The sequence below is a fragment of the Pseudothermotoga thermarum DSM 5069 genome, assembly GCF_000217815.1.
GTDB classification, from domain to species: Bacteria; Thermotogota; Thermotogae; order Thermotogales; family DSM-5069; genus Pseudothermotoga; species Pseudothermotoga thermarum.
In genome coordinates this window covers 2,022,809-2,039,943 of record NC_015707.1, presented here as the reverse complement: position 1 = coordinate 2,039,943, position 17,135 = coordinate 2,022,809, and the positions used below count along the sequence as shown (strand labels likewise).

General features: G+C 41.5%; 19 protein-coding genes. 13 read left to right on the top strand and 6 right to left on the bottom strand.

Annotation, left to right across the window (positions count from 1 at the left end):
• Window positions 1-124 precede the first annotated feature (124 nt).
• Complete coding sequence (locus THETH_RS10200; protein ID WP_013933260.1) at window positions 125-304, bottom strand: ferredoxin; 180 nt, start codon at window positions 302-304, stop codon at window positions 125-127.
• A gap of 175 nt (window positions 305-479) precedes the next feature.
• Here THETH_RS10200 and THETH_RS10195 point away from each other — a divergent pair, with 175 nt between their 5' ends.
• The 13 genes from THETH_RS10195 to rny are packed head-to-tail and all read left to right on the top strand — an operon-like array spanning window position 480 to window position 11,720.
• Window positions 480-1,160 carry a lipid-binding SYLF domain-containing protein gene (locus THETH_RS10195; protein ID WP_013933259.1) on the top strand — a complete coding sequence of 227 codons (681 nt, stop codon included), beginning with the start codon at window positions 480-482 and terminating at the stop codon, window positions 1,158-1,160.
• 4 nt (window positions 1,161-1,164) lie between these two features.
• Window positions 1,165-3,138, top strand: coding sequence for an excinuclease ABC subunit UvrB (gene uvrB, locus THETH_RS10190; protein WP_013933258.1), 1,974 nt, complete (start codon window positions 1,165-1,167; stop codon window positions 3,136-3,138).
• Window positions 3,122-3,889 carry an inositol monophosphatase family protein gene (locus THETH_RS10185; protein ID WP_013933257.1) on the top strand — a complete coding sequence of 256 codons (768 nt, stop codon included), beginning with the start codon at window positions 3,122-3,124 and terminating at the stop codon, window positions 3,887-3,889. The genes uvrB and THETH_RS10185 overlap by 17 nt, the downstream gene beginning before the upstream one ends.
• Window positions 3,886-4,557 carry a deoxynucleoside kinase gene (locus THETH_RS10180; protein WP_013933256.1) on the top strand — a complete coding sequence of 224 codons (672 nt, stop codon included), beginning with the start codon at window positions 3,886-3,888 and terminating at the stop codon, window positions 4,555-4,557. The genes THETH_RS10185 and THETH_RS10180 overlap by 4 nt, the downstream gene beginning before the upstream one ends.
• Window positions 4,538-5,200, top strand: coding sequence for a deoxynucleoside kinase (locus THETH_RS10175; RefSeq protein WP_013933255.1), 663 nt, complete (start codon window positions 4,538-4,540; stop codon window positions 5,198-5,200). Before THETH_RS10180 ends, THETH_RS10175 begins: the two co-directional genes overlap by 20 nt.
• A 26-nt stretch (window positions 5,201-5,226) precedes the next feature.
• Window positions 5,227-5,796: a helix-turn-helix domain-containing protein gene (locus tag THETH_RS10170; protein ID WP_013933254.1), complete on the top strand. Its 570-nt coding sequence runs from the start codon at window positions 5,227-5,229 to the stop codon at window positions 5,794-5,796.
• Window positions 5,784-6,422: a DUF4416 family protein gene (locus THETH_RS10165; RefSeq protein WP_013933253.1), complete on the top strand. Its 639-nt coding sequence runs from the start codon at window positions 5,784-5,786 to the stop codon at window positions 6,420-6,422. The genes THETH_RS10170 and THETH_RS10165 overlap by 13 nt, the downstream gene beginning before the upstream one ends.
• Window positions 6,334-7,632 carry a 30S ribosomal protein S12 methylthiotransferase RimO gene (gene rimO / locus THETH_RS10160; protein ID WP_013933252.1) on the top strand — a complete coding sequence of 433 codons (1,299 nt, stop codon included), beginning with the start codon at window positions 6,334-6,336 and terminating at the stop codon, window positions 7,630-7,632. The genes THETH_RS10165 and rimO overlap by 89 nt, the downstream gene beginning before the upstream one ends.
• On the top strand, window positions 7,629-8,153 hold the full coding sequence (gene pgsA, locus THETH_RS10155) for a CDP-diacylglycerol--glycerol-3-phosphate 3-phosphatidyltransferase (protein ID WP_013933251.1): 525 nt from the start codon (window positions 7,629-7,631) through the stop codon (window positions 8,151-8,153). The genes rimO and pgsA overlap by 4 nt, the downstream gene beginning before the upstream one ends.
• Complete coding sequence (thpR, locus tag THETH_RS10150) at window positions 8,150-8,716, top strand: RNA 2',3'-cyclic phosphodiesterase (RefSeq protein WP_013933250.1); 567 nt, start codon at window positions 8,150-8,152, stop codon at window positions 8,714-8,716. Before pgsA ends, thpR begins: the two co-directional genes overlap by 4 nt.
• On the top strand, window positions 8,709-9,752 hold the full coding sequence (gene recA / locus THETH_RS10145) for a recombinase RecA (protein WP_013933249.1): 1,044 nt from the start codon (window positions 8,709-8,711) through the stop codon (window positions 9,750-9,752). Before thpR ends, recA begins: the two co-directional genes overlap by 8 nt.
• Window positions 9,745-10,194: a regulatory protein RecX gene (locus tag THETH_RS10140; protein ID WP_013933248.1), complete on the top strand. Its 450-nt coding sequence runs from the start codon at window positions 9,745-9,747 to the stop codon at window positions 10,192-10,194. The genes recA and THETH_RS10140 overlap by 8 nt, the downstream gene beginning before the upstream one ends.
• Entirely contained in the window at window positions 10,191-11,720 is a 1,530-nt protein-coding gene (gene rny / locus THETH_RS10135; RefSeq protein WP_013933247.1) for a ribonuclease Y, read from the top strand. The genes THETH_RS10140 and rny overlap by 4 nt, the downstream gene beginning before the upstream one ends.
• Before the next feature lie 47 nt (window positions 11,721-11,767).
• On the opposite strand, the gene THETH_RS10130 is transcribed toward rny, so the two are convergent.
• From THETH_RS10130 to THETH_RS10110, 5 genes are all read right to left on the bottom strand, one after another.
• The gene (locus THETH_RS10130) at window positions 11,768-13,144 is read right to left on the bottom strand and encodes a S8 family serine peptidase (protein ID WP_052295995.1); all 1,377 of its coding nucleotides are present in this window, start codon (window positions 13,142-13,144) and stop codon (window positions 11,768-11,770) included.
• 151 nt (window positions 13,145-13,295) lie between these two features.
• Window positions 13,296-14,870: a CTP synthase gene (locus THETH_RS10125; RefSeq protein ID WP_013933246.1), complete on the bottom strand. Its 1,575-nt coding sequence runs from the start codon at window positions 14,868-14,870 to the stop codon at window positions 13,296-13,298.
• 12 nt (window positions 14,871-14,882) lie between these two features.
• On the bottom strand, window positions 14,883-15,803 hold the full coding sequence (locus THETH_RS10120; protein ID WP_013933245.1) for a carbohydrate kinase family protein: 921 nt from the start codon (window positions 15,801-15,803) through the stop codon (window positions 14,883-14,885).
• A gap of 19 nt (window positions 15,804-15,822) precedes the next feature.
• Window positions 15,823-16,554: an NAD-dependent protein deacylase gene (locus THETH_RS10115; protein WP_013933244.1), complete on the bottom strand. Its 732-nt coding sequence runs from the start codon at window positions 16,552-16,554 to the stop codon at window positions 15,823-15,825.
• Window position 16,555: 1 nt separating this feature from the next.
• Complete coding sequence (locus THETH_RS10110) at window positions 16,556-17,134, bottom strand: DUF4897 domain-containing protein (RefSeq protein ID WP_013933243.1); 579 nt, start codon at window positions 17,132-17,134, stop codon at window positions 16,556-16,558.
• Window position 17,135 lies beyond the last annotated feature (1 nt).

Sequence of the window (17,135 nt, the reverse complement as noted above, 5' to 3'; positions counted from 1 at the left end):
TTATGAATCCAGGGTGGTTGTTAATCAAGGAACAAAAATGTTTATGTTCTAAAAAGTTTCCTACACAAGAAGAAAAAGACAGACAAAGAAAAAAAAAGAGGCGGGTCTACCGCCTCTTTTTGACTCATTCAACGGTTATGGCGCCTGTTGGGCAACTGTCTGCAGCATCCTTTGCACAATCAAGTTCTGTTTCAGGTTGGATAACCTTTGCCTTTCCATCGTCTCCAAGTTTGAAAACCTCTGGGCAAAGACTCTCACAAACTCCACAGCCTATGCATGCAGCTTCGTCAACCCTAACCCTCATTGCTACACCTCCCTGTTTGAATGGAAACCTACTTTATTATACAAAACCTTAAAGCCAAAATACAAACCAATTTTTCGGTACCTTTCTAACTGCGTTATCAGCTGAAGGTTTTGCTTTTGTTAAAACAAGTTGCCTTCCAACGTGTGATAAACTAAATCAAGAGGAGGTGAACAACATGAAAAAGCTAGTTTTTGTCATTCTTTTTGTTCCAACGTTTTTCTTTGGAGCAAGCGCAGTTGAAAGGTTAACATCTGGCTTAGACATTCTCAAGGAACTTGCAAACATTCCAGACAGTGGGGCTTTCATAGACCTTTTAAGACAAGCTGAGGGAATAGCCGTTTACCCTTCGCTGTTTAAAGTAGGAATCTTCGCCATAGGTGGTCAGTATGGAGAAGGTTTTGTTTTCAGAAGAGATCCTGTCAGTGGAGAATGGTTTGGACCAATCTTCACAAAATTGACAGGATTAAGCTTGGGACCACAGATTGGTGTGCAAAATGTTGGACTTGTACTTGTTCTGATGAATCGAAAAGCCGTCGAAGCTTTTGCTTCAGGTAGTGTAACTCTCGGTGGTAGCGTGAGTGTGGCAGCAGGTCCACTTGGAAGAACGTTGGCGGCTGATACCGATTACAAAATGCAAGCTTCGGTGTATTCTTACTCTGTAAGCAAAGGATTTTTTGCAGGTCTTTCCTTGCAAGGATCAATCATACAAGTAGACGAGGAAGCCAACAAAGATTTCTATGGCAAATCTGTTTCGGCTTTGGAAATCATAAACAACGTCAAACCAACAAGGAAAGAAGCTGTTGAAATAACCAAATTTTTGAACAGTCTTATATATCTCACACCACCAGAGGTGTAAAAAGGTGTTCAAACTTGTCAGCGAATTCGAACCCACAGGAGATCAACCACAAGCTATAGAAAAGCTTGTCGAGGGAATAAAGAAAGGTTACAAATTTCAAACCCTACTTGGGGTAACAGGCAGTGGCAAAACGTTCACCATGGCAAACGTCATCGCGCGGGTCAACAGACCCGCGCTTGTGATATCTCCAAACAAAACTCTTGCGGCACAGCTTTACGGTGAGTTCAAATCTTTTTTCCCCTACAACAAAGTTGAGTACTTCATAAGCTACTACGATTACTACCAACCCGAAGCCTACATACCTTCGAAGGATCTGTACATAGAAAAGAACGCTTCGATAAACGACGTCATAGTGAGAATGCGAATGTCGACGTTTAAATCCGTTAGGACAAGAAGGGACGTTATCGTCGTTGCGAGTGTTTCTTGCATATACGCTTCAGGAGATCCAGCGGATTTTGACACCATGAACATACAGCTTTCAGTTGGGGATAAGGTTGACCCACATGTCATAGCACAAAAACTTGCAAGAATAGGCTATGAAAGAAGCAGTGATATAACAGTTAAAGGATGCTTTAGATTGATAGGAGATGTCCTTGAAATCTTTCCAACGTACCAAGACGAAGGCATAAGAATAGAATTCTTTGGCTCCACAATTGATCGAATAGAAACCTTTGACAAATTGAACAGATCTACAATAGAAGTTTTCCAGAAAATAACTATTTATCCAGCCATTGAATTCATAACAACGGAAGAAAAATTAAACAGAGCCATTCAATCCATAAAGGAAGAACTTGCCGAAAGGCTGCAGCAGCTTCGTTCTCAAGGAAAGTTTCTGGAAGCTCAAAGATTGGAACAAAGAACAAATTACGATATAGAAATGCTTTCCACTTTGGGGTACTGTCCTGGGATAGAAAACTACTCGCGGCACTTCGACGGCAGAAAACCTGGTGAGCCTCCTTACACTTTGATAGACTACTTCGACAAGGATTTCATAGTTTTCATCGACGAATCACACATCACAGTTCCACAACTGAGAGCCATGTGGCGAGGAGAGTATTCTAGGAAGAAAAACCTTGTTGAATATGGATTTAGACTTCCTTCGGCTTTTGACAACCGTCCCTTGACCTTTGAAGAATTTTTGCAAAAGGTTCCCCAGATAATTTTCGTGTCCGCAACACCTGGTCCCTTTGAATACGAAGTCAGCGAACAAATAGTTGAGCAGATAATCCGGCCAACCGGGCTTGTCGATCCAGAAGTCGAAGTTAGGCCAACAAGACATCAAATAGATGATCTTGTGAGCGAGATAAAAAAAGTAATCGAAAGAAACGAAAGGGCTTTGGTAACTGTTCTGACGAAGAAAACTGCGGAAAAACTGAGCGAGTATTTGACAGAACTTGGTATAAGGGCGCTTTACATTCATTCTGAACTCGACGCCATAGAAAGAATGGAGGTACTGAAAAAACTCAGGCGAGGAGACGTGGACGTTGTAGTGGGAATAAACCTTTTGAGAGAGGGACTCGATCTTCCAGAAGTTTCGCTTGTGGCAATTCTTGATTCCGACAAGGAAGGATTCCTTAGATCTGAAACAACGTTGATACAAATAATAGGAAGGGTTGCCAGAAACTTGAATGGAAAAGTTTTGATGTACGCAGACAGAATCACTCCGGCCATGGAAAGGGCAATAAAAGAAACCAACCGAAGAAGGATGATACAAATAAAATACAACCAAGAGCATGGAATAACACCGCGGCCAATCGTAAAGCCTTTGGAGATAGAGATATTTGAAAAATTCATGGAAAAAGAGAAAATAGATTATCTAGAGTTTGCCAAAGATTTGCCGCTGGAAGATTACGCAGCTTTGCTTGAAGAAGAAATGTACAAAGCGGCAAGTGAACTTAGATACGAAGATGCCGCAAGATTGAGGGATGAACTTTTCAAAGTCAAGGAGGAGTTGAGAAAACGTGGAAGTCATCTGTGAAGCCGCTGTGAAAGCTGGAAAGTTTGCGCTTGAAAAATTGGGGAAGATAGAGAAAATAGATGTTAAATCCCACTTCTCCGACGTGGTAACCGATGTGGATTATGCTTGTCAAAAAATGATCGTTGAGATTATAAAAAGAAAGATTCCCGACGCCATATTTGTACTTGAGGAAGGCAAAGGTGGAAAATCCATACCTTATGCCGAGAAAGTTTTTTTGATCGATCCAATAGATGGTACTTTGAACTATTCACACTCTTTGCCGTTTTTTGGTGTAAGCATAGCAAGACTTGACAAAGGACAGATAACTGAAGCGGCAGTCTACGCTCCTTTCAGCAATGAACTTTTCTACGCGAAAAAAGGTTTTGGAGCATTTTTAAATGGAAAACGAATTTACAACGAACGTCAACCGTCTTTGAAGGAATCTTTGCTTGTCACCGGTATACCTTACGATCAAAATTTGTTCGATTGGACTTTTAAAAGTATCTATGAGGTTTCAAAGGTTGTCCAAGAGGTTCGAATTCTTGGTTCTGCAGCAGTTGAATTATGCTACGTTTCCTGCGGAAGGCTCGACGGATATTGGGAAATCGGTTTAAAACCCTGGGACATTGCCGCAGGAGTTTTAATAGCCAGCGAAAGTGGTATTCAAATCAGTGGAATAAAAGGTGATTTTGATCTTGAAAAAGGCGAGATTTTGGCGAGTGTCAAATCGATCCACGAAGATTTGAAAAGGATATTGGGGGAAATTGTGTGAAGCCGAAAGTGATTGTGGAAGGAACTGTTGGTGCTGGGAAAACTACTTTCATCGAGGTGATGTCGAAGAAGCTGAATTTGGAACCAATATACGAACTATCGGATCAAAAATTGGTTGAAATACTCGAAAAATTCTACGCAGATCCAGCCAAATGGGGATTTCAACTTCAAATTTATTTTTTGACAAAAAGATTTGAACAAATGGATCTTGCAAAGAAAAAAGTCGATGTAATAATGGATCGATCGATATTCTGCGATCATATTTTTCCTTTGACTTTGCTGAAGTGTGGCAAGTTAACCAATTTAGAGTACGAGATATACAAAGATCTACATACAACTCTTCTTAAACTTGCAACTGCTCCAAGGTTGATGGTTTATTTGAGATGTTCAACTGAAACGGCAATCAAAAGGATTGAAAAGCGAGGACGAAGCTGGGAGCTGAAGGTTGACAAAAACTATTGGTATGTTTTGAACCAATGCTACGAAGAATACTTTGCGAATTACAATTTGTCATCACTCCTTGTCGTTAACACAGACAATATCGATGAAAAATTCGAAGGTTTGGACGATTTGATCAAAGAACTTTTAAAGTCGAAAAGAAAAGTGATCTGCGAGTACGATGGTAAAAGCGTAAAAAGGAGTGTAAGAAATGCTGGAGATAGTCGTTGAGGGAACAGTTGGTGCAGGTAAGACCGCATTGGTTGAAATTCTCGAAAAAGAAATGGGTATGATAGGATTTTACGAAATGGGGGATCCCATCGCGGATCGAATTTTAGAAAGGTACTACACAGACAAAAGAAGATGGTGCCTGACCATGGAACTTTTTTTCTTGCACAAGAGATTTTTACAGATAAATCAAGCAAATTCCGTTGAAAAAGCCGTCATGGATCGCTCGATGATGGGCGATTTTGTGTTTGTGAAAATGCAAAAAGAGCTAGGACTTTTGGACGAATTGGAGTACGAAATATACGAAAGTTTCTATCGAACCTTTAACAAGATCGTTCAACCAAGCAAGCTTCTTGTCTACATAAAGTGTAGTGTGGACACCGCTGTAAAAAGAATCCAAAAGCGTGGAAGGCATTACGAAATAAACGTTGAAAAAAGCTATTGGGAAAAACTCAAATTTTTTTACGACCAAACGTTCAACGAAACTGATCATTCAAACACTTTGATAATAGACGGAGACACGATAGACTACGTTGAAAATCCTACTCACAAGTTGTTGGTGCTTTCGGCTATCGAACGTTGTCTTAAAAATCCCGGTAAACATCTTTTGTCAACGGATGGCTTAAGAGAACTTGAGCTGGTATAATTTTTATTGACTGGGAAGTGGTGAAAGTGGAAAAGTGGAAAACCATAGGGGAAAAGTTGAAAAATGCCAGAGAAGAAAAAGATTTAAGCGTTGAGCAAGTAGCCGAAGCTTTAAAAATACCGGCATGGAAGATCAGAATGATCGAAGAAGGTGCCTTTGACCGAGTCGATGCACCGTTTTATGTCAAACAGTACATTAAAGAGTATGCAACGTTGGTCGGGCTAAAGCCGGAAGAAATCCTTGAAGTATATGAACCAAAAAAAGTTGAACCAAAGCCAACTTCAAAAAGTTTTTTAAACGGTGACCTTGGAAAATTTTTGCTGGTTGGATTATTTGCAGCTTCGTTGATCTTTTTTGTTTACTCAGGTTATAACTTCTTCAAAACCTTGAAGAACATGAACATAAAGTTCATCAACTTGTCAAACGATGTGGTTTACTTCGAAGGACTTGCTTTGAATCCAAACGAAACCGTTTTGCTGCAGGTTGGTAAAAGGTACAAGGTCACCAACAACAAAGGTGTTTGCGCGATTAGAACAATGTCCAAAGAATGGAGAATTTTGGCTGAGAACTTCGAGGTGATCGTGTGGGAGAAATAAAGAAAGTTGAGCTTGTAAACCTTGTGATTTTCATATTCTCACAATACGTGGACTATTGGATCAACGAGTTAAGAGGAGAACTTGAAGAAAAATTTGGACCGATCGATTACATTTCACCAGAACTACCATTTGGAATTTACACAGCTTATTACAACGACGAATTGGGATCTAATTTGACTGGAAAGCTTTTGAGCTTTGAAAAGTTAATACATCCATCACTTTTAGCGGATGTAAAAATCTACACGAATTGGCTTGAGAAAAAATACGCAGTTGAGGGAAAAAGAAGGTTCAACCTTGATCCGGGTTATGTTCACCACATGAATTTTGTCTTGGCTTCAACAAAGCCTTGGGCAAACAGGATCTATTTGAAAAACGGCATTTACGCAGAAGTGACTTTGATGTACTTGTCTGGTGAATTTAGACATTGGGAATTTACCTATCCAAATTATCAAAGCGAGGTTTACAAAAAAGAACTTGAACACATCCGCAAACTTTACATCGAGAAAAGAAAACGGTTGCTAAAGGGTGATGAAATCAATGAAAATAGGAATAAAGGTTTTAGGTTGTCCAAAGAACGAGGCAGATTGCAATGTCCTGGAGGCGATACTACGCCACCGGGGCCATGAGATCGTAAAGGATGCAAAAAAAGCCGATGTAATAATAATAGATACATGCGCATTCATAGAAGATGCAAAAAAGGAAGCAATAGACGAAATATTAACCTTTGCGCAGTTTAAATCGAAGCACAACTTTTTTCTTTGTGTAAAGGGTTGTCTTGTTCAAAGGTACGCCGATGAACTTGCAAAGGAAATACCTGAAGTTGACGCTTGGTACGGGATTTTACCCCCAAGCGAAGTTGCCGATGCTGTTGAAAACCGCGTAAAGTTCCTTGTCAAAGATCCCATCACCGTTTACGAAGAATCGTCAAGGTGTGAAAAGGGAAAAACCTTTGCTTACATTAAAATCGCCGATGGTTGCGATAGAGCCTGCACTTTTTGCTCTATCCCGGCCTTCAAAGGAGCTTTCAAAAGTCGAACGCTTGAAAGTATAGAAAAAGAAGCCGCAGAACTCATAGAACAAGGCGTGAAAGAACTAATCCTGGTGGCGCAAGATACAACCGCCTACGGTGTTGACCTTTACGGTAAACCTTCCCTTCCAACGCTTCTTGAAAGGCTCAACAAACTTGAAAAAGATTTCACCATAAGGGTGATGTACCTTCATCCCGATCATTTGACGGATGAAATCATTGAAGCGATGCTTGGTTTGGAAAAGGTTTTGCCGTACCTCGATATACCCGTGCAACACGGTAGCGACAAAATTTTGAAAAGAATGGGAAGGACAAAAACAGCAGAACAGCTTTTGGAACTGATAGAAAAAATAAGAAAAATCAATCCAGACAGTGCGATAAGAACCAGTATCATAGTTGGTTTTCCAGGTGAAACCGACGAAGATTTTGAACAACTTTTGAATTTTCTGCAAGAAGCAAAGTTCGACAGACTTGGTTGTTTCATTTACTCTGAAGAAGAAGGAACAGTTGCAAGCCAATTTCCCGAAAAAGTCCCACACGAAGTGGCAAGTCAAAGGCAAGAGGAAGTAATGCTTCTTCAAAGCGAAATTTCCGAAGAAAGGTTGAAGCGATTTTTAAACAAAAAGCTTCGTATCCTTGTAGAATCTTCCAACAAAAACTATTACATCGGTAGAAGCCATTTGGATGCACCAGAAATCGATGGGGTTGTTTTGGTGGAGAAAACAAAGAGAATAAAACCAAAAGATTTCTACACCGTTTTGATAACTTCCACCACGGAATATGATCTGAAGGGAGTGTTAGTGGAATGAACCTGGCAAACTTTTTAACACTTTTTCGAATGTTTTTGATCATACCGATGTTTCCGATCATAGCCCTTGGCCATTGGAAACCGGCGCTTTTTCTGTTCATCGTCGGCGCCTTAACCGACTATTTCGATGGTTTAGCAGCTCGCAAGTTGAACCAAGTGACAAACTTTGGAAAAGTTTTCGACCAAATAGCAGACAAAGTCTTCGTCAACGGCGTCATGATAGCTTTGATACCGAAGGTTCCAGCTTGGCTTGTTGCTCTTTTCGTATCAAGGGATACAGTCATAAGTGCGGTGAGGATCCTTGCTGCAAACAACGGTGTTGTCATTCAAGCAAACATTTATGGAAAAGCGAAAACATTCGTTCAAATGATTCTTTTAATTTTCGTTTTGTTCTCAAATGCCTTTGGACTCAAACTTGAATGGTTTACTGCTTTGTTGATCTACTTGAGTGCATTTTTGACGATTTTGTCGCTGGTTATTTATGTTTACCAGAACAAAACTGCACTGGGGGGATCGAGGTGAGAACTTTCATAGCAATTGATGTCAACGAACAGGTCAGAGACGTCGCCATGCAAATTGTTGAAAAACTGATGCGAAGAGGCTTTAAAGCCAATTGGGTCAGCAGGGAAAATGTACATTTAACGCTGTTTTTCCTTGGTGAGGTTGATCCAAAAAAGGTTGACGAGATAACGAGGCATCTTTACGATCGAATAAAAGGTTTCCCATCGTTTTACTACCACGTTGAAAAACTGGGGTATTTCGTCAAAAACAACAAACCTGCGGTGATATGGCTTGGTGTTAGAACAAACCAAGCCCTTCAAAAACTTTACGAAGAAATGGAGGCAGAGCTTTCAAAGCACAACTTTTCCTTTGAAAAGAAGTTCACCCCCCACATAACCATCGGCAGGGTGAAAGATCCTCTTCCGCCAGCGTGGAAAGCGCTTTTGGAGGATATAACCTACGAACCAATATTGGTTGCAGTTGACAGATTTGCCGTTTATTCTTCAACGCTAACGCCATCAGGTCCAATTTATAAAAAGTTGTACGAATGCCAATTCGAAGGAGGCGTAATCAAGTATGAATGAAAAAGAGAAAAAGGAAAAACTCGAGGTCTTGGAAAAAGCCATAAAGAAAATCGAGACCACCTTTGGAAAAGGTTCGATAATGATCTTGGGGGAAGAAACCCAGGTTACACCTGTTGAAGTTGTTCCAACAGGTTCATTGGCTTTAGATATAGCAACAGGAGTTGGAGGATATCCAAGAGGCAGGATAGTGGAGATATACGGCCCAGAGGCAAGTGGAAAAACCACGCTTGCTCTTCACGCAATAGCAGAGGTGCAAAAGCTTGGAGGGATAGCTGCAATAGTCGATGCAGAACATGCTTTGGATCCAACCTATGCGAAGGCTCTTGGCGTTGATCTTAAAACCTTGCTGATATCCCAACCTGACTATGGAGAGCAAGCCTTGGAAATAGTAGATGAACTCGTAAGAAGTAACGCAGTCGACTTGGTTGTGGTTGATTCCGTTGCAGCGTTGGTACCAAGAGTGGAAATAGAAGGAAGCATGGGAGATCTGCAGGTTGGACTTCAAGCAAGGTTGATGTCACAAGCTCTTAGGAAAATAGCAGGAAGCGTCAGCCGCTCCAAGGCTATTGTGATATTCACAAACCAAATACGCATGAGAATAGGCGTTATGTACGGAAGCCCAGAAACCACCACTGGTGGACTTGCGTTGAAGTTCTACGCTTCGCTGAGAATCGAGGTCAGAAAAGGAGAACCGATAAAAGAAGGAACGGAAATAATCGGAAACACCGTCAACGCAAAGGTCGTGAAAAACAAAGTCGCCCCACCGTTCAAAAAAGCCGATTTTGACATCATCTATGGAAAGGGTATCGTGAGGGAAAACGAGATATTCAACGTCGGCGTGGCGGAAGGTTTGATACAACGAAAAGGCAGCTGGTTCTTCTACGTATCCGATTCCGGAAAGGAATACACCCTTGGCCAAGGCAAAAGCAACGTTGTGGCTTTCTTGCAAGAAAATCCACAGATTGCCGATGAAATTGAAAACAAAATCAGGCAAAAATACAACTTGCCTTTGATCAAAAGAGCCGACAATGGATGAACAAATGTTCGAAAAAGCCCTTGAACGCGCTAAAAGACTTTTAAAATACCGCTTACGTTCAAAGTGGGAGCTGAAAATAAGGCTCCTTGAAGCTGGATTTGATGAAGCAATCGTCGAAAAAGTCATCCAAGAGCTGGAGAAAAAAGGAATAATAAACGATGAAAAATTTGCAAAACTTTTCGCAGATCACATGCTGAACGTTGAAGGATACGGACCTTTCAGGATCAAGATGAAGTTGAAAGAATTGAAAGTTGACGAAGCAACCGTTGAAAAAGCCATAGATGAGGTCTTGAGGGAAAACGATGTGTTGCAAATCATGAAAAGAATTTTAAACCTTCATAGGGTTGACAAGTCTAAAGCCAGAGAGTATTTGTTTCGAAGGGGTTTTACACCAGATCTTCTAGAACTTTTAGACACTGAAGTAGGAGGTGCTGACGAATGACGATAGTTCTCGTGGCAGTGAGTGCACTTGCCGGAATTTTTGTTGGATATCTTGTTGCCAAATCAGGAATAGAAAAAAGAATAAAGGCTGCTCAACAGGATGCAACGGCAATTTTAAAGAAAGCAGAACAAGAAGCTCAAGAAATGAAGAAAAAAGCGATCGTCGAAGCAAGAGAAGAAATTCACAGAATGAAGGAAGAATTTGAAGAAGAGCGAAGGAAAAGAGAAGCAGAGCTAAGAGCTTTAGAAGAAAGACTTTTGAGGCGCGAGGAACTTATTTCAAAGCGAGAAGAAGTGGTTGAGAAAAAAGAAGCTGCCGTTGAACTCTTGAAGAACCAACTTGAATCGCAGAAAAAGATTCTCGAACAAAAGGAAAAGGAAATCAGCGAAAAACTAACCCAACTTGCTGGCATGACCGTTGAAGAAGCAAGAGAAATAGTTTTACAGCAAGCAAAAGAACGCTATGAACACGACCTTGCAATTATGTTCAAACAGATCAAAGAAAGGTATGAAGAAGAAGCCGAAAAAGAGGCAAAAAGGATCATAGCAACGGCTATACAAAGATATGCACCTGAATACGTTGGAGAAATAACCGTTTCCACCGTAAGTCTACCTTCAGACGAGATGAAGGGAAGGATCATCGGACGTGAAGGTAGAAACATAAGGACCTTCGAAAAAATAACTGGAGTTGACTTGATAATCGACGACACACCGGAAGTGGTTGTTTTGTCAAGCTTCAACCCGATAAGGAGAGAAATAGCAAGGCTTACTTTGGAAAAACTCGTTGCGGATGGAAGAATACATCCTGCAAGAATTGAAGAAATGTACGAAAAAGCAAAACAAGAGGTGGAAAAAGCCATCAAAGCGGCTGGTGAAGAGGCAACCTTTGCAACGGGTGTTACAGGATTACATCCAGAACTTGTTAAACTGCTTGGAAAACTCAAATACAGAACAAGTTATGGTCAAAATGTTTTGGATCATTCGATAGAAGTTGCCCATCTTGCAGCGTTGATGGCCGAGGAACTGGATTTGGACGTTGAAAAAGCCAAACGAGGAGGACTTCTACACGATATTGGCAAAGCTTTGGACCACGAGGTGGAAGGCTCGCACACCGAAATCGGTGCAGAAATCGCAAGACGTTATGGAGAACCTGATTATGTCATCAATATGATAATGTGCCATCATGGCGAAGAAGATCCAGCAAGTCCAGAGGCAGTTTTGGTCGCAGCAGCTGATGCTTTGTCCGCAGCAAGACCTGGAGCAAGACGCGAGAGCTTGGAAAACTACATAAGAAGAATCGTGAAGATGGAAAAGATAGCGATGAGCTTCAAAAACGTCGAAAAAGCTTACGCAATCCAAGCTGGAAGAGAAGTCAGGGTAATCGTTGAACCTGAAAAAGTCGACGATGCCGAAGCTGAAAAACTCGCTTACGAAATAGCCAAGAAAATAGAAGAAGAAGTTGAATATCCAGGAGTTTTGAAGGTTGTGGTTATAAGAGAAAAACGCTCAGTCGCGTATGCAAAGTGAAGCTCAAATTACAAAGAAAAGAGGGGGAAGCACCCCCTCTTTTTGTTCTACTGCAAAGTTATTGAACCCATGAATACTGGTACAATCGTATCGCCGTTGGCAAAGGTGAATTCAAAATGCTTTGTAAGCTGATCATCGATAGTAACCTCTATGCCGTGAAGGTTCTGCAAATACCACACGTCTCCAAAGCATGCGTAAACGTCGTATTTGCCAGGTTCTATTGCCGCAAAGAATACTTCACCATCATCGTTTGACTTTCCATAGTAAATCGGCACGTTTGAATTTTCTGGATACATGGTTACATAGACTTCGGGCGCATAACGATACTCACCATTGATTTCAACGTAAAATCTAAGCAACACATTTGCTCCAGTATCTTTTGGAAGTGTTGTTGTCAAAGCTTTGTAAGCGTTCACTCTTCCCCAACCACTGTCGTGGTCAAAACCTGGCGCCATTATGTCATCGGCTGTTTGAGCAATGTGTTTTCTAATTTGATACGGTGTATAACTTTTGTTTTCACTTGCAAGTTTTTCAAGAAGCAATGCAATCACACCTGAAACATGCGGCGTTGCCATAGATGTTCCACCGTAAAAATCATAGGTTCCGCCTTCCTCATCTTCAAGGGTATGACCTTCATAACCAGGGCTGCCAAGTCCAGGCACGGTGGAAAGAATGGTAAAATCTCCAGGAGCAGCGACTGTTATCCATCTACCACGAGTTGAGAAATAAGTTATACCATCCTCTGCTGTACTTGCTGCAACGTTTATAACACCTGGATAACAAGATGGATAATGAATTTCGTCTGTATGGCTGTTTCCAGCTGACGCAACGAAAATACCGTTGTATTCTTTCATTATAAGGGCAATTGTTTGAGCAAGCGTGATCGAATAACCCTTGCCACCCCAGCTGTTGGAGAAGATTTTCGCACCATTCTCAGCTGCCCACAAAAATCCTTCTGCCACCAAGTCATCTCCAATATATACGTTCTGCTTATTGGGATCATTTGGATCTAGATCATCAAAAATAACAATTGGCATAATCTTTGCGTTTGGAGCAACTCCTATGATACCAATGTCGTTGTCCTTTGCTGCGATCGTTCCAGCAACATGAGTACCGTGAGATCCTCCATAGCTGCTATCCATATCAGGAGAAAGAAGTTCTCTGGTCAAGGGTCTATACCCAGTAACAAGCTGGCCTTGTAGATCCGGGTGAGTTCCATCTACACCAGTATCAACAACAGCTACAATTATCCCTGCACCTGTATAGCCAAGGTTCCATGCCTCAGGTGCCTTGACTTTCCTTGCCCCCCACAGCCATTTCCAAAATTCCTCATCTTTAGGTTGAGCAGCGGAAGAAATTGCTTTAGCTTTCAAAGATTCTATTGTCGCAGAATCTTGAAGTTTTTTCCATTCGTCGTTTTTCAACGGTTCGATGAGATATCTTTTGTAACTTGGCTCAAAGTAGGTTAACTTTTCTTTTAATTCTTTATTTGCAAGTATAGTTCACTTGTGCCAGCGGTAAGCTCATTCTAATTTTCCCAGACGGTTTCTATGGTTCTTGCAATCTATTCGCATGCTAAGGTTTACCTTTCTGCAAAACGTCCACAAACGCTTTGAACAAGGGATGAGGATTTCCCACCTTTGATTTGAACTCCGGATGGTATTGAACGCCTATGAAGTAAGGATGCTCTTCAAGTTCTATAGCTTCAACAAACTGCGACATCGCACTTATGGTGAGTTTGTAGCCACTTTCGCCTGGGAACTTGAAAAGGTCTTTGTACTGCTCGTAGTTAACTTCATATCTATGTCTGTGTCTTTCATTGGCTTTTGTTGTTTTGTATATTTCGTAAAGTTTTGTGCCTTCAAAAATGGTCATTTCCTGCGATCCAAGTCTCATCGTTCCACCGAGCTTCATGATCTTTTTTTGTTCTTCCATCATCGTGACAACTGGATGTGGTGTGTCCGGGTCGAATTCCGTTGAGTTTGCCCCTTTTAAGCCTGCAACGTTTCTTGCAAATTCCACAACCATAAGCTGCATGCCAAGACAGATTCCAAGGATTGGTTTTTTGTGTTCCCTTGCAAACTGAATTGTCTTTATCTTTCCTTCTATTCCCCTTTTTCCAAAGCCACCTGGTATTATCAAGCCGTCGAATTCTTCAAGCACGGCACAAACTTCTTCGTAGTTCATTTCTTCAAGCATTTCCGCGTCTATTGTCGTTGGTTTTGAGGCACCAGAAAGCAGTATCGACTCAACTATGCTTTTGTAAGCATCATCTGTTCCAAGATATTTTGCAACCAAAGCAATCTTCAAAGGTTTGAAAACCTTTGGATAATCCCAGTTAAAAGTTTCACGCGGAAGATCGATTTTCAACCACACGGCAACCTTTTTGTGAAGTTCAAGGTTGTAAAGTAGCTCAACTATCGAATACACATTTGGAACATCCGGCAAGTTGATGACCATATCCTGGGGAACACCACCAAAAAGTGCCACTTTTTTCAAACTGTCTCCGTTCATTGCAAATTCGCTTCGCACCACGATCATGTTTGGATTTATTCCAGACCTGCGCAAAAGCTGAACAGATTGTTGGGTTGGTTTAGTTTTGAACTCTCTGGTGGTTTTCAAATACGGCACGTAGGTCACATGGATGAACATGAAATCTTCCCTTGGCTTTTCTAGAGCAAGTTGACGGACACTTTCAAGAAACACCTCGCTTTCTATGTCTCCAACCGTTCCACCTATTTCGACGACGTTGACTTCCCCATCAAGTGCTTCAATCCTTTTTTTGATCTCACCCGTAACGTGCGGCACTATCTGAACTGTCGAACCAAGGTAGCTTCCTTCCCTTTCCTTTTGGACGACCAACGAATAAATCTGCCCTGCAGTCAAATTGTTTGTTCTTTTCATATCTTCCCCAAGGAATCTTTCATAATGCCCAAGGTCAAGGTCTGCTTCATACCCATCCTCAGTGACGAAAACTTCTCCGTGTTGATTTGGATTCATAGTTCCCGCATCGACGTTCAAGTAAGGGTCTATTTTCAGGACGTTTATTTTCAAACCACATTCCTTAAGCAGCCTTGCAAGTGAAGCGGAGAAAATCCCTTTTCCTACGCCGCTCAAGACACCACCAGTTACGACGATGTATTTTTTCACCAAACTCACCTCTCAAAGAAGTTTGGCAATTTCGTCTTCTTGAACGCTTTTTAGAAATTCCACAAGTTCACCTTTCGTTGGTGAAGCGCTCGAAGTTCCTTGCCTTGTCACAGTTATGGCCGAAGCTGCAACGGCGATTTTCAGAGCCTGCCTTGGATCTAGTTTTTTAAACTTAGCCATGATGTAAGCCGCGTTCAAAGCATCACCAGCACCGGTTGTATCAACCACTGGAACCTGATAAGCATCCTGGTGGTAAGAAGCTTTTTGCGTGAACAAAGTTGCTCCCTTTTCACCGCGCTTAACCAACACTTCTTCTACCCCAAGGGAAATCAACTTTTTTGCGGCTTTTTCAACTTGTGTTTCTTTCGTCAATTTCAAAAGTTCAACTTCGTTGGGTGCTACCGTGTCCGCGTACGAAATGAGTTCCAAAGAACCATCACTTGGAAAACCTGCCGGATCCACGAAGACATATTTTCCATTCCTTTTGGACATGGTTATGACTTCGCGGACGGTGTCCTGCGGTAAACCCATTTGAACAAAAACCGCTGAAACTGTTTCAAGGAAAGTCCAATCGATGTATTCGGGGTTAAAGTCTGCGTTGGCTCCAAGGATGTGAAACATCGTGTTAATGCCTTGAGAATCCACCACGATGAAGGTCTTGCCAGTTTGGTTGTTGGTATACTTCAGCATGGAAACGTCCACACCGTACTTTTCAAGCCTTTTTGTTATACTCTGCGATAGGTTGTCGTTTCCAAGACAAGCCGCCAAAACAACTTTTACACCGAGTTTAGCCAAAGCAATCGCTGTGTTTGCTCCTTTTCCGCCAACGTCAACAAGCGTTTGAAGGCAAATGTGGTTTTCACCTATTTTAAGCTTATCCACGTACAAAATGGTGTCCAAATTCACCTTTCCAAACACAGCTATTTGTTGCATCCTCTCAACTCCTTTGTTTTTACGATTGAAACATTTTCCATACCTGTGAGCAAAATTCGACAAGATCTTTTTCGATTTTCAAATCGCAGAGAAAATCAAGACCTGTTTCTGAATTGTTGATTATCACAAGTTTTGCCCCGTTTTTCTTGGCTAGGATTGGAAAGCTTGCTGCGGGGTAAACCACCAAGGAACTTCCCATGACAACCATTAAATCGCAACTTAAGGAATGCATTTCCGCCATGTTTACTGCTTCCCATGGAAGGGATTCCTTGAAAAAGACTATGTCTGGTCTTATCAACCCGCCGCAAAGGCAATGAGGAACGGCTTTTTTCTCAAGTTCTCTTCTGACCCAGTTGTGATCGTAAAGCTTTCCGCATTTATCACACTTGAATCGGCTGATGTTTCCATGCAGTTCCACAACGTCTTTGCTTCCTGCTTTTTGATGCAATCCATCTATGTTCTGGGTTATCACGACTTTCACATAACCGCGTTCTTCAAGCCATGCCAGAAATTCGTGCACTAAATTTGGTTGGGCATCAATCATCGGCAAAAGCACTTCTTTGCAGAATGAATAGAAAGAAGCAGGACTGCTGTAAAAATAGTCTATATCGAAAATCTCTTGAGGGTATTTCGAATAAAGCCCCGTGGGACTTCTAAAATCCGGTATGCCGCTTGGCGTGCTAACTCCTGCTCCAGTTAAAACCACGCAGTAAGATGATTGCCTCAAAAGATCTACGAATTCTTGGTACAAATCATTCACCTCTTTTGAAAACAACCCTTGGAAAAGCCATCCTAGAACCTATGGGTTGCCAGTAAATTTGATTTTCAACGATTTTTGTTGGGGTCGGTTCAACGCTTACAACAACCGCATCTTTTGGGATTACTATTACTATTTCCGAATCACCCGAAGCGCTTAAGGTTATATCTTTCATTTGGGTATCCACGACACCGTCTGTGACCACAGCGGCGTTGTTCAACTTGGCAACCTCGACGATCTCCAAAATTCCAGCACGCTCGTTTATACTCGATTCCATCGAGACTACCTCGATCTCTCTACCTATTTTTTTGCTCACATCTTCAAAGTATTTTCTGAAAGTATCCAACGAAACTTGTTGATATTGTTGAACATAAGATGCCTGTTTGTTTTTATCCTTAAAAAACAGCCCGGCGGTTGTTGTGAAAACCGCCGAGCCGTTGTAATCATACTCCATTTTGGTTCGATAATAAACGATTTCGAAAGGTGGTTTCTGGGTGAAGATCGTTATGAACTGGAAAACTATGAAAAAACCAACGAAAGCTATCAAAATATAAAAAAGCGTTCTTTGATTCACA

Coding starts and splice junctions, on each gene's coding strand:
- recA (WP_013933249.1), top strand. CDS start 8,709: ATGAATGAAAAAGAGAAAAAGGAAAAACTCGAGGTCTTGGAAAAAGCC.
- rny (WP_013933247.1), top strand. CDS start 10,191: ATGACGATAGTTCTCGTGGCAGTGAGTGCACTTGCCGGAATTTTTGTT.
- THETH_RS10120 (WP_013933245.1), bottom strand. CDS start 15,803: ATGCAACAAATAGCTGTGTTTGGAAAGGTGAATTTGGACACCATTTTG.
- THETH_RS10195 (WP_013933259.1), top strand. CDS start 480: ATGAAAAAGCTAGTTTTTGTCATTCTTTTTGTTCCAACGTTTTTCTTT.
- THETH_RS10175 (WP_013933255.1), top strand. CDS start 4,538: ATGCTGGAGATAGTCGTTGAGGGAACAGTTGGTGCAGGTAAGACCGCA.
- pgsA (WP_013933251.1), top strand. CDS start 7,629: ATGAACCTGGCAAACTTTTTAACACTTTTTCGAATGTTTTTGATCATA.
- THETH_RS10200 (WP_013933260.1), bottom strand. CDS start 304: ATGAGGGTTAGGGTTGACGAAGCTGCATGCATAGGCTGTGGAGTTTGT.
- THETH_RS10140 (WP_013933248.1), top strand. CDS start 9,745: ATGGATGAACAAATGTTCGAAAAAGCCCTTGAACGCGCTAAAAGACTT.
- rimO (WP_013933252.1), top strand. CDS start 6,334: ATGAAAATAGGAATAAAGGTTTTAGGTTGTCCAAAGAACGAGGCAGAT.